Source organism: Curtobacterium sp. Csp2 (assembly GCF_013347165.1).
Window position 1 is genome coordinate 1,115,830 of record NZ_CP054593.1, and the last position, 14,439, is coordinate 1,130,268.

The window sequence follows — 14,439 nt, forward strand, 5'->3', positions numbered from 1 at the left end:
TTCGAGCGCATCGCAGCCGACGTGGGATGACGAACCGCGCGAGGGAGGCCGGAACTTCCTGCCTCCCTCGCGCTGATCGGTCACCCGTGCGCGGAACGGTCGCCCACGCGCGGATCGGTCACCCACGCGCGGCTCTGCGCCCTACGCGCGGTGCGTCGGCGTGTGCCCCTCGTGCGGGTTCGCGTCCGGGGCGACGTCCGCCGCGTGCGACCCCTGGTGCTCGGCGTTGCCGTGTCCGCGGCCGTCGGCCGGGTGCGAGCGCTCCAGGCTCGCGCCCTCGACGTCGACGTCCGGCAGGATCCGGTCGAGCCACTTCGGGATCCACCAGGCGCTCTTCCCGAGCAGGTGCATCACCGCCGGGATGAGGAGCATCCGGACCACGAAGGCGTCGATCAGCACGCCGAACGCGAGCCCGAAGCCGATCGGCTTGATGGTGGAGGAGTCCGAGAAGATGAAGCCCGCGAACACCGAGATCATGATGATCGCCGCGGCCGTGACCACCGCGCGGCCGGCGTGCAGCCCGCGCTGGACCGCGACCTTCGCCGAGGCGCCGTGGGCGTAGGCCTCGCGCATGCCGGACACCAGGAACAGCTGGTAGTCCATCGCCAGACCGAACAGGATGCCGATCTCGATGATGGGCAGGAAGCTCAGGATCGGCGCCGGGTCGTGCACGCCGAACACGGAGCCGAGCCAGCCGAACTGGTAGATCGCGGTCAGGCCACCGAACGAGGCGAGCACGGACAGGATGAACCCGGCCGTCGCGGTGATCGGCACGAGGAACGACCGGAACACCACGATCAGGATGATCAGCGACAGGCCGACGACGACCGCCAGGTACAGCGGCAGCACGTTCGAGAGCTTCTCGGACACGTCGATGTTCGCGCTCGCGTTGCCCGCGACGCCGAGGGTGACCTTGCCGTCGTCGGTCGACACCGTCTGCTCGCGCAGATCGGTGACGAGCCGCTCGGTCGAGATGCTGTCCGGGCCGCCGGCGGGCTTCACCTGGAACGCGATGATGTCGCGGTCCTTCGAGGCGCCGATCGGCAGCACGGCCTGCACGTCGGAGTTCTTCGCGATCGCTTGGCCGATGGTGACCTCTCGTACGGTGACGTCGTCCTCCGACACGGACTTCGGCAGGTCGGCGACGACGAGCAGCGGGCCGTTCTGTCCGGCGCCGAAGTCGCGGTCGAGCGCCTTGTACGCCTTGTACTGGCTCGAGTCGACGGACTCGGACGCACCCGTGGGCAGGCCGAGGCGCATCTGCGTCGCCGGGATCGCGACCACGCCGAGCACGAGGACGCCGGCGACGAGCGTGACGACCGCGCGCCAGGTCGACATCGGCTTGTTCGGCACCCGGATCGAGCCCGTGTTGCCGATCCGCTGCCGCTCCTTCCTCCGCAGGATCCGCATGCCGAGCAGCGAGAGCAGCGCCGGGGTGAACGAGGTCGCGATGAGGATGGCGAACAGGACCGCGACCGCGCCGACGGTGCCCATCAGGCCGAGGAACGGGATCCCGGTGATGTTCAGCGCGAGCAGGGCGACGATGACCGTCGTGCCCGCGAACACCACGGCGTTGCCGGAGGTGCCGTTCGCGAGCCCGATGGACTCGTGGACGTCCATGCCGGCCTTCAGCTGTGTCCGGTGCCGGTTCAGGATGAACAACGAGTAGTCGATGCCGACCGCCAGGCCCAGCATCACCCCCAGCACGGGCGTGACCGAGATGAACTCGACCAGGCTCGAGAACGACAGTGAGGCGAGCGACGCGATCCCGACGCCGAGCACGGCGGAGAGCAGCGGGATCGCGGCGCCGATGATCGTGCGGAGCATGAGGAACAGCACGAGCGCCGCGATGATGACGCCGACGATCTCACCCGGGCCGAGGATGGACGGCACGCCCTGCGCAATGTCGTTCGAGACGTACACGGCGACGCCGTCGATCTTCGCCGACTCGGCCTTGTCCGAGATCGCCTGCTTGGTCTCCTGCGGCACCTCGTAGGTCGACTTCGTGAACTGCACGGTGCCGATCGACGACTGGCCGTTCGACGACACGAAGCGGATGTCCTTCGACAGGTCGAGCAGGTCGGAGCCCTGCTCGAGCTCCTGCTCGCTCGTGTCGAGCTTCTTCGTGTTCTCGTCGATCTGCTGCTGGGCCTGCATGATCTGCTGCTCGCCCGCGGTGATCTGCTGCTGCTGGGCGTCGATCTGCGCCTGCGCCTGGGCGAGCTGCGCCTGGGCCGCGGTGGCTGCCGCACCACCGGCCGCGGCGGCCTGGGCCTTCTTCGCGTCGAGCTCCTGCTGGGCGGTCGCGATCTGCTGCTTGCCGGACTCCAGCTGCGCCTTCTGCTGGTCGAGCTGCTGCTGTCCGCTCGTGATCTGCGCGCGGCCGTCCTCGATCTGCTTCCGACCGTCGGTGATCTTCTGGCGCTGCTCGTCGAGCTGGTCCTGCGTCGTGAACCCGTCGCGGACGCCCTTGACCCCGTCGAGGTCCTTCAACCCGTCCAGGAACGACTTCACGTCGGCCTTCTGGGTGTCCGTGAAGGCCTTGCCGTCGGTGGTCTGGAACACGATCGTCCCGTTGCCGCCGTTCGCCGACGGGAACTTGTCGGCGAGCTCGTCCTGCGCCTGGCTCGTCTTGGTGTTCGGGATCGTGATCGACGACGAGATCGACCCCTGGAACAGGCTGAAGGTGAGCCCGGCGATGCCCATGATGACGATCCAGGCGATGATCACCAGCCAGTGCCGTCGTGCGGAGAACCGTCCGAGACGGTAGAGGAGACCGGCCATGCGGCTGCCCCGTCCTTTCGTGTCAGGTGCTGTTGCGGTGCGGGGTGCGCCGGTGGACCCCGGGGAGGGAGGTGTCAGTGCGCCGGCATGTAGCCGGAGCGGACGCTGTGCACGAGGCGGCTCAGCAGCTCGTCCCAGGCGCGTAGCGTCGCCGGGGTGAGGTCGGGGCCGTGGTGGTCGAGCCAGTGCTCGGCGATCACGACGATGCCGCTCATCAGGGAGTCGACGAGCAGGGCGGTGTCCAGGACGTCCGCGCCGGGGTGCCGCCTTGCGACCTCGTCGCGTAGGCGCTCGGTGACCCGGCCGAACGCGGTCTGCGTGAGCACCGCGGCCTTCGGGTCCTCTTTCCCGGGGTCGCCCAGGATGTCGTACATCCCGGCGATCGCGGGGGCGAGGTCGGCACCACGCGCGGCGGACTCCAGCTCGTCGAACATCGAGGCCCGGCTGCCGTCGCCGATCGGCGTGCGCGCCATGTCCGCCAGGAACCGGTCGATGATCACCGACAGCTCCTGCTCGCACACCGCGAGCAGGACCTCGTCCAGGGAGGCGAAGTGGTTGAACACCGTGCGCCGGGCGATGTCGGCCCGGGCGGCGAGGTCGTCGACGCTGAACCCGCGTCCACCCTGCTCGTCGACCAGGTCGCGTGCGGCCTGCAGGATCGCCGCACGGTGCTTCGCCTTGAGGGCGGCACGGCGGTCGGTCGATATGGTCACGGTTGTGAACACTAGGTGCATCGATGCACTCGGTGCAACGACTCCGAGGGCTTGCCCAGTTTCGTCCCCCGATCCTGAGACGACGAGCGGGACGACGGCGCGCGGGTCGCGCGCGGTGCGCGCCGGACCGGCGGTCGGACGGGAGGCACGGGGCGGGCCCGCCACGCGCCTCCAGGCCGTACCGTGGTCGCGTCGTGAACCGCACTGATCGTCTCTACGCGCTCGTCGAGGAGCTGCGCGCGGCCGCGCCCGCGCTGCGGAGCGCGCGGACGCTCGCCGCGCGGTACGGCGTGAGCGTCCGGACCATCGAGCGCGACCTGCGCTCGCTGCAGGAGGCGGGCGTGCCGATCTGGGCGGAACCCGGCCGGACCGGCGGCTACACGCTCGACGCCCGCGCGACGCTGCCGCCGCTCGGGCTGACCGCGGAGGAGGCGCTCGCCGTCGCCGTCGGCCTCGGCGCCCTCGCGACGAGCCCGTTCCGCGACGCCGCGCGCGGTGCCGCGCAGAAGGTGCGGGCGGTGCTCGCGGAGGACGACGCGCGGCGCAGCGCCTCGCTCGCCCGACGGGTGCACCTGCTCGAGACAGGTGACCGGGTGCCGGGACCGACCGCGCTCCTGCCTGCTCTGGCCGGCGGCCGGGTCGTCCGGCTGCGGTACCGGGACGCGCAGGGGAACGAGACCGAGCGGGCGGTCGAGCCGCTCGGGTACGTCGGCAGGGGCGAGGACTGGTACCTCGTCGCGTGGTGTCGGCTGCGCGACGGGGTCCGTGCCTTCCGCGGCGACCGGGTGCTCGGGGTGGAGCCGACGGACGAGCGGGTGCCGCGGCGGGCCGTGCGGTTCGACGAGCTCGACATCCCGCACGGGGTGCTCCGGTCCGTGCTCGCGGACTGAGCGGGTCCGGGGAACACCGACAGGACGCTGTCGCGGGGCTGCGTGAACCTGGTGCCGGGCGGCCACCGCAGGTCGCCGGGAGAGGACAGCGTGGAGTTCACGTCGATCAGGATCATCACCGCCGACCTGGCGGGCACGACCGCCTTCTACGAGGCGGTCACCGGCACCACCGCACACCGACCGGCGCCGGTCTTCGCCGAGGTCCGTGCCGGCGGGCTCGTGCTCGCGCTCGCGGCGCCGGAGACCGTCGAGGGGCTCGGTGCGGGTGCGCCGGTGCCCGGGCAGAACCCGGGGCTCGTCGTGGAGTTCTCGGTCCCGGACGTCGACGCGGCGTTCGACCGGCTGCAGGACTCGGGCGTGCTCGGCGAGGTCGTGCTGCCGCCGACGACGATGCCGTGGGGCAACCGCTCGACCCTGTTCCGGGACCCGGAGGGGAACCTCGTCAACCTGTTCAGCCGACCCGCCTGAGCCGCAGCCGGACCGCTCCCAGCGCTGCGTCGGGCGTGTGCGGCAGGCTCCGACGCGTGGGAGTGACGAGGACGGCAGGCGCGCGGACGGCCGGCGTGCGGACGGTGGCGGTCGGGCTGGTGGCGCTGACGGCGGTGCTGCTGACGGGGTGCACCGCCGGGGACGGCCCGGACGGGTCGGGGTCGTCGGCCGGTTCCGCCGTGCCGACCGCGGCCGTGCCGACCGCGACTGTGCCGATCACCGACGGCACGACCCGACAGGCGTTGGCTGACCTCGAGCGTCGGGACGGTGCCCGGGTCGGGGTCGTCGCCGTGGACACCGGCAGCGGGCGATCGCTCGGGTACCGCGCGGACGAGCGGTTCGCCTTCGCCTCGACGAACAAGGTGCAGATCGCCGCCGCGGTGCTCACCGCCTCGTCCCCGGCGGACCTCGACGAGGTCGTGCACTACGACCGCGGCGACCTGCTGTCCTACGCCCCGGTGACGACCCCGGCCGTCGACACCGGCCTGACCGTGCGGCAGCTCGTCGACGCGGCCGTCCGGCAGAGCGACAACACCGCGGCGAACCTGCTCGTCGAGCGGGTCGGCGGCGTCGCCGGGGTGACGCGGTGGCTGCGCGGCCTCGGTGACACGACGACGGACGTCTCGCGCACCGAACCGGACCTCAACACCGCCCTCCCGGGGGACCGTCGTGACACCACGACCCCGGCGCAGTCCGCCGCGGACCTCCGCGCCGTGCTGCTCGGGGACGCGCTCGACGCGGACGACCGGTCGCTGCTCCGCGACGCGATGCTCGGCACGACGACCGGGACGACGACGATCCGCGCCGGCGTCGACCCGTCGTGGACCGTCGCGGACAAGACCGGGACCGCGTCGTGCGGCGTGCGGAACGACGTCGCGGTCGTCACCCCGCCGGGCCGGGACCCGATCGTGCTCGTCGTGATGACGGCGCACGGTTCGGCGGACGCCGAGCCCTCGGACGCGCTCGTCGCCGAGGCCACCCGGATCGCGATCACGCACCTCGGCTGACGCGCACCTCGGCTGACGCGCTCCTCGGTCGACGGGGTCAGCGCGGGATCGTCGTGGCCCAGCGGCCGATCGCGTCGTACGCACGCTCGCGGACGTCCGGCTCGGACAGCACGACGTCGTGCAGGGCGCCCCGGAGCCGCCGGACGGTGACCTCGGAGCCGAGCGACAGCGCCCGGTGCGCGACGACGTCGACGTTGATCGCCACGTCCGCCCGGGCCATGCCGTCGTCCCAACGGGGCTGGAGCATGCTCTTGTCGCTGAGGAGCACGAGCGTCGGGACCTCGATGCCGAGACCGGCCTCGACGCGCGCCTGCCCCGCGAACACCGCGGCGAGCCAGTTCGGGTGGAGCGGGAAGCCCCGGGCCGGGCGCCACTGCTGGTCGTAGGTCCACGAGCCCTCGCCGGCGGCGGAGACGGTCCTCGTGTAGAAGCCCGGGTCGACGGCCGGCAGCGGTGCGAGCGGGTTCCGCCGGGCGCCGAGCTTGATCACCGGGGCGACGAGTGCCCGACCGACGGCGCTCGCCTGGAACTCCAGCCACGGGCTGTTGAGCACGAGGCCGTCCACGAGCTCGGGGTGTCGTGCCGCCCACAGCGACAGCGTCAGCCCGCCGGTCGAGTGCCCCATCGGGACGAGTCGGCGGCGCGGACCACCCCGGTGCTCGGCGGCGATCGCGTCGAGCGCCGCACCGAGGTCTTCGTCGTACACCGCGAGGTCGTCCACGTTCCCCGGGGTCTGGTGCGGCCGCAGGCTCCGGCCGTACTTCCGCAGGTCCAGGGCGTGGAAGCGGGCGCCGAGTCGTTCCACCCGCTCGGCGAGCTCGACCTGGAAGAAGTAGTCCGACCACCCGTGCACGTACAGCACGTCGACCCCGTGCAGGGGGCCACGGGCGTGCAGGAGCAGGTCGTTCGGTGACCGGCGTCGGCGGACGAGCGTGGCGACGACGGGCCCCTCGGCGTCCGTCCCGAGCGGCAGTTCCAGGCGCTCGAACGGCGGTCCGAGCACGTCCTCGTGCCACTGCCCCGCGTCCATCACCCGAGCGTACCCACGCCGATCACGGTCACGACGAGGTCACGACGAGCCCCGCGGGGTAACGATCCGTACCGACTCGGTCCTTTCCCAGCGCGCGTGCCGGTGTCACCCCGGGAAACCCGGGCGGACGTCCGAACAGCGCTGGGAGGGTCACCCCCGGACGCCATCGATCGACGAGGGGGAATCATGACCGGACGACGGGTGACGGGGGCCGCTGCCGGCTTCGTGGGCGGCAGCGTGCTCGCCGGGCTGCTGGTGGGGATCGGGGTGACGCCCGTGCTGGCGGTCGCGGGTGTGGGGACGACCTCGGCGATCGACCTGTTCGACTCGATGCCGGAGTACATCGAGATCGGTGACCTGCCGACCCGGAACGAGGTCTGGGCGTACCAGGGCGGGCAGCCGGTGCACCTCGCGGACGTGTGGGACCAGAACCGCCAGGAGCTCGCGCTGGACCAGATCAGCGACACGCTCGAGCACGCTGCGATCGACGGCGAGGACAAGCGCTTCCGGGAGACCGGCGGCGTCGACCCGACGAGTCTCGTGCGCTCGCTCGTCAGCGTCGTCGCGTCGGGCGGGGACGGCGGGACGGGCGGGTCGACCCTGACGATGCAGCTCGTCCGGAACATCAAGATCCAGCGGGCGAGCGAGCTGCCGACCGAGCAGGAGCGCGAGGCCGCGACCGCCGAGGCGACGAAGCGTTCGCTCGACCGGAAGCTCGCCGAGGTGAAGCTCGCGATCGGGCTCGCGAAGGAGTACTCGAAGGACGAGATCCTCGCCGCCTACCTGAACATCGCGTACTTCGGCGACCAGACCTACGGCGTGCAGGCGGCCTCGCAGCGGTACTACGGCAAGGACGCCGGCGACCTGTCCCCGGCCGAGGCGGCGTCGCTCATCGCGATCGTGCAGTGGCCGGACGCACGCGACCTCTCCTCGCCGGAGCACTACGCCGACAACCAGGCGCGCCGAGACGTCATCCTCCGCTCGATGCACCAGCAGGGGCACCTCAGCGACGCCGACCTGCAGGCCGCGTTGGCATCCACCCCCGCTGACTACGTCCGCCTGACGGCACCGAGGCAGGGGTGCGAGTCGGCCGTCCGCGGCGCGGAGTTCTTCTGCGCGTACGCCGTGCAGGTGGCGCAGTCCCTCCCGCAGCTCGGCGCCGACACCGCCGCGCGGGAGCAGGCCTGGCGCACCGGCGGCTACCGGGTCCAGACGACGCTCGACCTCGACCTGAACACGCAGCAGAAGGACCTGCTCGACCGGTACGACCGCGCGGGGGAGACCCGGTTCGCCCTCGGCGCGACGCTCGACACCGTCGAGGCCGGCACCGGGCGCGTGCTCACCATGGCGCAGAACACCGACTACGACCGGTCGTCCGCGGCACCGCCGACCGCGACCTCGCTGAACTACGCGACCGACGAGTCGAACGGCGGCTCGAAGGGGTTCCAGGTCGGGTCGACGTACAAGATGTTCACGCTCCTGCAGTGGCTCGAGTCCGGCCGCAGCCCCGACGCCGTGGTCGACGGCACCCGCAAGGCCCGCAGCGTCTGGACGCAGTGCGGGCAACGCGTCACGACGAAGGCGTGGAACCCGAAGAACGACTCGGCGGGCCAGACCGGGCCGTACTCGGTGCGGGCGGCGACGGCGCAGTCGGTGAACGCCGCCTACGCGGACATGGCGTCGAGGCTCGACCTGTGCGACATCCGCGACACCGCCGCCCGCCTCGGCGTGCACCCGGCGACGGGCGGCGAGCTCCCCGCGAACCCCGCCGCGGTGCTCGGGACGACGAGCATCGCGCCGCTGACGATGGCGGCCGCGTACGCCGGGATCGCGAACGACGGCGTGTACTGCGCGCCGGTCGTCATCGACCAGGTGACCGGTCGCGACGGCACGCAGCTCGGTGGACAGCCCGCCGCGTGCTCCCGGGCGGTCTCCTCCTCGGTCGCCCGGACGGCCTTCCAGGTGATGCAGGGCGCGTTCCGCGGCGGCACCGCGAGCGGCGGGCAGACGCCGGACGGCACGACCCTGTTCGGCAAGACGGGCACGACCGACTCGGCGGACCAGATCTGGCTCGTCGGGGGCAGCGAGCGGGCGGTCACGGCGTACTGGCAGGGCAACACCGATGGTGGCCAGGCGAACCTGCGGCACTCCGCGAACGGGCAGGGCGGCACGTACGCCGGGTCCCGCGCAGCCGTGTGGCGGCAGGCGCAGACCGCCGTCAACGCCGCCCTGCCCGTCGGCTGACCCCCGCCGTCCGACATCGATGGAGCAGCAGACGTCGGGTCGGCACGGGACACCCGACGGCTTCTGCTCCATCGACGGGACGGGACGCGACCCGGGAACGGACGGGAGGCGCGGTGCCAGCCGGCACCGCGCCTCCCGTCCGTGGGGTGGTGGGGTCTACGAGACCTTCTTGCTCTCGCCCAGCCAGCCCGCGAGCTTCGTCATGTAGTCGGCCTGCGACGCGTAGTCGAGGGCCGGGAAGGTCCAGCTGTGCACCTGGCCGGCCTGCAGGGCCGCGTTGTCGGCGAACGTCGGCTGCTTCTCGAGGTCGGACACCTGGTAGCCCTGCTGCGACAGCAGGATCACGTCACCGGAGATCTGGCCGGCGTTCTCCCACGAGTAGATGCCCCAGTAGAAGCCCTTCGGCTTCGGGGTCACGAAGTCGACGCCGAACGACGAGTACATCTGCAGCGTGGGCTCGTCGGAGGGACGCGTGACGTACGCGCCGTCGCCGTCCGCGTACATCGAGACGACCGAGACGTCGCTCGCCTTCGCGGCCTTCTCGAGCTCGTCCTCGGCCTTGTCGAAGCGGTCCTCGGCGGCCTCGACCGTCGACTCCGGGGCGCCGAGCGACTCGGCGAGGTCGGCGATCTTCTCGATGACGTCCTCGCCCTTGCCGCCCCACTCGACCTGGACGACGGGCGCGATGGCCTCGACCTGCTGCTGCTGTTCCTTGTCCTTGAAGCCGTAGCCCGGCTGCGTGGTGTCGAGCGTGCCCTTGTCGTCGGTGGGGTAGACCGACGTGACGACGAGGTCCGGCTTGAGTGCCGCGAGCTGCTCGAGGTCGATGTCGCCGTAGCCGGTGCCGAGCTGCGCGATGCCCTTGGTGTCCAGGCCCTCGAAGCGCTGGTCCTTCGCCATGGTGAGCTGCCCGAAGGTGCCGACCGGGCGGAGGCCGTACTCGATGAACGAGATGGCGATGTCGTTGAGGACCACGACGCGCTTCGGGGTGCTGTCGAGCTTGACGGTCTTCCCGGTGGCGTCCTCGTACGACCAGGGTCCCTTCGCGGCGGCGCTCGAGCCGGAGCCGGCGGCGCTGCCGTCGCCGGCTCCGGAGGAGCCGTTCGCGCCGGTGCAGCCGGCGAGCAGGAGGGCCGAGAGGGCCACGGAGGTCACGAGGGCGGCGCGCAGGGAGCCGCGGCGGGGGATCTTCACGTTAGGAGAGCCTAACCTAAGTCTGTACGGCTTGCCAGCCCCTGCTCCTCCGGCTGGTCCTGCTCCGCCATGCCGGTCCCGCTCGCCCGGTTCAGTCCTGCTCGTCCGCCTCGGGGACGATCATCGGGGCGCCGGTCACCGGGTCGGGGACGACGCGGGCGTGCAGGCCGAAGGCCCGCTCGAGCACCTCGGACGTCAGGACCTCGTGCGGGGTACCGTCCGCGACGACCCCGCCGTCGTGCAGGACCACGAGCCGGTCGGAGTACCGCGCGGCGAGCGACAGGTCGTGCAGGACCATCACGACGGTGGAGCCCTGCTCCCGGTTCAGTCGCCGCACGAGCCGCAGGACGTCGAGCTGGTGCGCGAGGTCGAGGTACGTCGTCGGCTCGTCGAGCAGGAGCGTCTCGGCCTGCTGCGCGACCACGAGCGCGATCCACGCCCGCTGGCGCTGCCCGCCGGACAGGCTCGCCACGTCGCGGTGCGCCACCTCGGTCAGCCCGGTCGCGGCGATGGCCTGCTCGGCGACGTCGGCGTCCTCGGCGGTCCAGGGGCGGGCCCAGGACTGGTGCGGGTTCCGGCCCCGCATCACGAGGTCGAGCACGCTCGTGCCGGCCGGGGCCACGGGGGTCTGGGGCAGGATCGCGAGCTTCCGCGCGACCGCACGGTTCGGCTCGCGTCGGATCGGGGTGCCGTCGAGCAGGACCTCGCCGGCCTGCGGCCGCAGCACCCGGCCGAAGGCCTTCAGCAGGGTCGACTTCCCGCAGCCGTTCGCCCCGAGGAAGGTCGTCACGGTGCCGCGTTCGATGCGCAGGTCCAGGTCGCGGAGCACCGGTTCGCGGTCGTAGCCGACGGACAGGCCGCGGGCCTGCAGCACGGGCACCCCGACTGGAGGCGCGGTGCGGGTCGGTCCATCGGCCGGCGTCGTCGGGGTGGTCGCGGCTGTGTCCGTGGTGGCGGACGTGGCGGCCGTCGCTGCCGTGGTGTCTGCAGTGGTCGCGGGTGCGGTGCGTGCGGTCATCGGGACATCTCCTTGCGGTGCCGGACGAGGAGCCAGATCAGGTACGGGGCGCCGACGACGGTCGTGACGATGCCGACGGGGACCTGCCAGGGGAAGGCGGAGCGGGCGAGCAGGTCGGCACCGAGCACGAGCACGGCCCCGAGGGCGCCGGCGAGCAGCAGCGGCGGCCGGTTCGTCCCGGCGAGTCGGAGTGCGACCTGCGGGACGACGAACGCGACGAACCCGACGGGTCCGGCGGCGGCGACGGCGGCGGCGGTCAGGACCACGGCCAGCGCGACGACGAGCAGCCGGTGCCGCTGCACCCCGAGTCCGACGCCCGTCGCGACCTCGTCACCGAGTTGCCCGATGCCGAGCGCCGCACTCGTCGCGAGGGCCAGCGGGACGGCGACGGCGGCCACCACGAGCAGGGGCCACACGGACGACCAGGACGTGCTCGACAGGCTGCCCACGAGCCACTGCGACGCGGCGGTCGCCACGGTGATCTTCGCGCGGACGAGCAGGTAGCTCGTCATCGCGTCGAGGGTCGCGCTGACGCCGATGCCGACCAGCACGAGCCGGTAGCTCTGCACACCGCCGCGCCACCCGAAGCCGTAGACGGCGGCGGCCGCGACGAGGGCGCCGATCGTCGCGGCGACCGGGATGCCGCCGCTGGTGACGACGCTCGACACCGAGTACGAGCCGCCGCCGAGGACGATCGCCGCCACCGCACCGACGCTCGCGCCGGAGGTGACGCCGATGATGTCCGGCGTGCCGAGGGGGTTGCGCGTGACGGTCTGGGTCAAGGCACCCGCGACGCCGAGGACGAGCCCGACGAGCGCGCCCGTCAGCACCCGGGGCAGTCGGAGCGTCGTGACGATGAAGCCCTCCGGGCCGTCCTCGGCGCCGAGCAGGGCGCGGACGACGGTGCCCGGAGCGATCCAGGTGCTGCCGACCGCGACTCCGAGGACGACGAGCACGACGGCGAGGGCGAGCGCGGCGACCGTGTACCCGAGCACCCGCGGGCGCCAGGCCAGGCCGACGGGGCCGACACGGACGCCGCGGCGGACCGGGGCGGCGGCGCTGCGCGGTGCTGCGGCGTTGCGCGGTGCGGCGGCGCTCACAGGGACACCAGCGATCGACGGCGGGCGACGGCGACGAACACCGGGCCGCCGATGACCGCGAGGACGATGCCGACCTCGACCTCCGAGAACCCGCCGACGAGCCGCCCGACGACGTCCGCGACGAGCACGAGCGACGCCCCGACGAGGGCCGAGACGGGCAGGGTCCACCGGTGCCCGGTCCCGACGAGGGCGCGGGCGACGTGCGGCACCGTGAGTCCGACGAACCCGATCGGACCGGCGGCCGCGGTCGCGCCGGCGGCGAGCAGGGTGATGCCGCCGAGGCCCACGAGCCGGGCGACGAGGACGTTCTCGCCCAGGCCGCGCGCGAGCTCCGCGCCGAGGCCGAGCGCGTCGAGCGACCGGACGTTCCAGATCGCGAGCGCGAGTCCGACGAGCAGGAACGGCGCCGCGGCCGTCAGCACGTCGAGCTGCCGCGCCGCCAGGGAGCCGACCACCCAGAGCCGGTACGCGTCGAGCGACTGCTGGTCGGTCAGGACGATGAAGGACGTGACCGCGCCGAGCAACGCCGAGACCGCGGCGCCGGCCAGGGCGAGGGGCACCGGGCTGGCCGTCCCGCTGCCGGCGATCGTCACCGAGAACACCACGACGCTCGCGACCACCGCGCCGGCCAGGGCGAACCAGACCGTCGCGCCGGTGCTCGTGACGCCGAAGACGTAGACGCCGAGGACGACCGCGAGCCCGGCGCCCGACGAGACGCCGAACAGGCCCGGGTCGGCGAGGGGGTTCCGCGTGTGCCCCTGCATGAGCAGGCCCGCGATGCCGAGGGCCGCGCCGACCGCGGCGCCGATGAGCGTGCGGGGGATGCGCGAGCCCCACACCACGGCCTCGGTCGTCCCGGACCCGGTGCGCGTGAGGCCCGCGAGCACCTGGTCGACGCCGAGACGGTTGCTGCCGAAGAGCATGCTGGCGACGGCGGCGAGTGCGAGGACCACGACCAGGCCCAGGACGACGGTCGTCCGACGGCGGACCGCGGTGCGGTGGACGCCCGTGGCGCTCGGCGGAGCGGGCGGTCGCGCGGGGGTCACGACGAGATCGGGGGATGGCACGCGGACCATCTTAGGTTAGCCTTGCCTCATGGCGAAGATCCCGCGGCTCATGCCCGAGAGCCCCCGGCTCTTCCGTGCCCGCGTGCTCCGCTCCGCCCGGGTCACGCCGTCGATGCACCGGGTCACGGTCACCGGGGACGACCTGCACGAGTTCCCCTTCGCCGGGTACGACCACTGGTTCCGCCTGTTCCTGCCGCTCCCGCACCAGCAGCACCTGACGCTGCCCGAGATCGACGGCAACCGCTGGTGCCCGCAGTACCTCGCCATCCCGCAGGACGCCCGACCGCACCTGGCGAACTACACCGTCGCGGGCTTCCGACGACTGCCGGACGGCACCGCCGAGCTCGACGTCGACTTCGTCGTGCACGCCCACGCCGACGGCACACTCGAGGGGCGTGCCGCGATCTGGGCGTGCGCGGCCCGACCCGGCGACGAACTCGCGATGCTCGACCAGGGGCGCATCTTCGACTGCCCGGACGACGTCAGCCAGGTCCTGGTCGCCGCCGAGGAGACCGGGCTGCCCGCGGTCGTCGGCATCGCCGCGTCACTGCCGCGGGACACCGTCGGCCGCATCGTGCAGGAGATCCCGACGGCCGCCGACGTCCGCGTGCTCGACGCCCCGGCCGGCGTCGAGGTCACCTGGATCGTCCGCGAGCACGTCGACCCGCACGAAGTCCCCGGTCGTGCCGCGCTCGCCGAGCTCCAGCGGCACGTGCCGTGCGACGACCGGGTGTACGCCTTCGTCGTGGGGGAGTCCCGGCTCGCCACCGAGGGGCGCCGACACCTGCACCGCGCGGGGGTCCCGAAGTCCCGGATCACCTTCTCCGGGTTCTGGAAGCACGACGCCCGGCAGGCCGTCCCCGCGTGAGCCGGGCCGTCCCCGCCTGACCCGGCCGGGTAGCG

12 protein-coding genes are annotated in these 14,439 nt (G+C 72.8%); 5 read left to right on the top strand and 7 right to left on the bottom strand.

Annotated features, from left to right (window positions below; genetic code table 11):
• Positions 1 to 141 precede the first annotated feature (141 nt).
• Together HUN59_RS05620 and HUN59_RS05625 are read right to left on the bottom strand one after the other, a co-directional pair.
• Positions 142 to 2,784, bottom strand: a complete 2,643-nt coding sequence (locus HUN59_RS05620) for an MMPL family transporter (protein WP_174777796.1) — start codon at positions 2,782 to 2,784, stop codon at positions 142 to 144.
• Positions 2,785 to 2,858: 74 nt separating this feature from the next.
• Complete coding sequence (locus HUN59_RS05625; RefSeq protein ID WP_174777797.1) at positions 2,859 to 3,497, bottom strand: TetR/AcrR family transcriptional regulator; 639 nt, start codon at positions 3,495 to 3,497, stop codon at positions 2,859 to 2,861.
• A gap of 194 nt (positions 3,498 to 3,691) precedes the next feature.
• On the opposite strand from HUN59_RS05625, the gene HUN59_RS05630 reads away from it, so the two are divergent.
• From HUN59_RS05630 to bla, 3 genes are all read left to right on the top strand, one after another.
• Positions 3,692 to 4,387, top strand: coding sequence for a helix-turn-helix transcriptional regulator (locus HUN59_RS05630; protein ID WP_174777798.1), 696 nt, complete (start codon positions 3,692 to 3,694; stop codon positions 4,385 to 4,387).
• A gap of 90 nt (positions 4,388 to 4,477) precedes the next feature.
• Entirely contained in the window at positions 4,478 to 4,855 is a 378-nt protein-coding gene (locus tag HUN59_RS05635; protein WP_174777799.1) for a VOC family protein, read from the top strand.
• Between the two features lie 56 nt (positions 4,856 to 4,911).
• Positions 4,912 to 5,883: a class A beta-lactamase gene (bla, locus tag HUN59_RS05640; RefSeq protein WP_254629999.1), complete on the top strand. Its 972-nt coding sequence runs from the start codon at positions 4,912 to 4,914 to the stop codon at positions 5,881 to 5,883.
• A gap of 37 nt (positions 5,884 to 5,920) precedes the next feature.
• Here bla and HUN59_RS05645 read toward each other — a convergent pair whose 3' ends face one another.
• Complete coding sequence (locus HUN59_RS05645) at positions 5,921 to 6,913, bottom strand: alpha/beta hydrolase (RefSeq protein WP_254630000.1); 993 nt, start codon at positions 6,911 to 6,913, stop codon at positions 5,921 to 5,923.
• Positions 6,914 to 7,099: 186 nt separating this feature from the next.
• On the opposite strand from HUN59_RS05645, the gene HUN59_RS05650 reads away from it, so the two are divergent.
• Complete coding sequence (locus tag HUN59_RS05650) at positions 7,100 to 9,157, top strand: transglycosylase domain-containing protein (protein ID WP_254630001.1); 2,058 nt, start codon at positions 7,100 to 7,102, stop codon at positions 9,155 to 9,157.
• Positions 9,158 to 9,313: 156 nt separating this feature from the next.
• Here the strand turns inward: HUN59_RS05650 and HUN59_RS05655 are convergent, their stop codons facing one another.
• The 4 genes from HUN59_RS05655 to HUN59_RS05670 all read right to left on the bottom strand — a co-directional run bounded on the left by HUN59_RS05655 (position 9,314) and on the right by HUN59_RS05670 (position 13,536).
• Positions 9,314 to 10,351 carry an ABC transporter substrate-binding protein gene (locus tag HUN59_RS05655; protein ID WP_174777801.1) on the bottom strand — a complete coding sequence of 346 codons (1,038 nt, stop codon included), beginning with the start codon at positions 10,349 to 10,351 and terminating at the stop codon, positions 9,314 to 9,316.
• A gap of 91 nt (positions 10,352 to 10,442) precedes the next feature.
• Positions 10,443 to 11,369 (bottom strand): ABC transporter ATP-binding protein, encoded by a 927-nt coding sequence (locus HUN59_RS05660; protein WP_254630002.1) that lies wholly within the window; start codon positions 11,367 to 11,369, stop codon positions 10,443 to 10,445.
• Complete coding sequence (locus HUN59_RS05665) at positions 11,366 to 12,469, bottom strand: FecCD family ABC transporter permease (protein ID WP_254630003.1); 1,104 nt, start codon at positions 12,467 to 12,469, stop codon at positions 11,366 to 11,368. The genes HUN59_RS05660 and HUN59_RS05665 overlap by 4 nt, the downstream gene beginning before the upstream one ends.
• Entirely contained in the window at positions 12,466 to 13,536 is a 1,071-nt protein-coding gene (locus HUN59_RS05670; protein WP_254630004.1) for a FecCD family ABC transporter permease, read from the bottom strand. The genes HUN59_RS05665 and HUN59_RS05670 overlap by 4 nt, the downstream gene beginning before the upstream one ends.
• Before the next feature lie 28 nt (positions 13,537 to 13,564).
• Here HUN59_RS05670 and HUN59_RS05675 point away from each other — a divergent pair, with 28 nt between their 5' ends.
• Positions 13,565 to 14,404 carry a siderophore-interacting protein gene (locus tag HUN59_RS05675; RefSeq protein ID WP_174777803.1) on the top strand — a complete coding sequence of 280 codons (840 nt, stop codon included), beginning with the start codon at positions 13,565 to 13,567 and terminating at the stop codon, positions 14,402 to 14,404.
• Positions 14,405 to 14,439: the final 35 nt, after the last annotated feature.

What these genes read in the sequence shown, in the direction of transcription:
- HUN59_RS05620 (WP_174777796.1), bottom strand. Translation starts at nt 2,784, where the DNA reads ATGGCCGGTCTCCTCTACCGTCTCGGACGGTTCTCCGCACGACGGCAC.
- HUN59_RS05645 (WP_254630000.1), bottom strand. Translation starts at nt 6,913, where the DNA reads ATGGACGCGGGGCAGTGGCACGAGGACGTGCTCGGACCGCCGTTCGAG.
- HUN59_RS05650 (WP_254630001.1), top strand. Translation starts at nt 7,100, where the DNA reads ATGACCGGACGACGGGTGACGGGGGCCGCTGCCGGCTTCGTGGGCGGC.
- HUN59_RS05660 (WP_254630002.1), bottom strand. Translation starts at nt 11,369, where the DNA reads ATGACCGCACGCACCGCACCCGCGACCACTGCAGACACCACGGCAGCG.
- HUN59_RS05675 (WP_174777803.1), top strand. Translation starts at nt 13,565, where the DNA reads ATGGCGAAGATCCCGCGGCTCATGCCCGAGAGCCCCCGGCTCTTCCGT.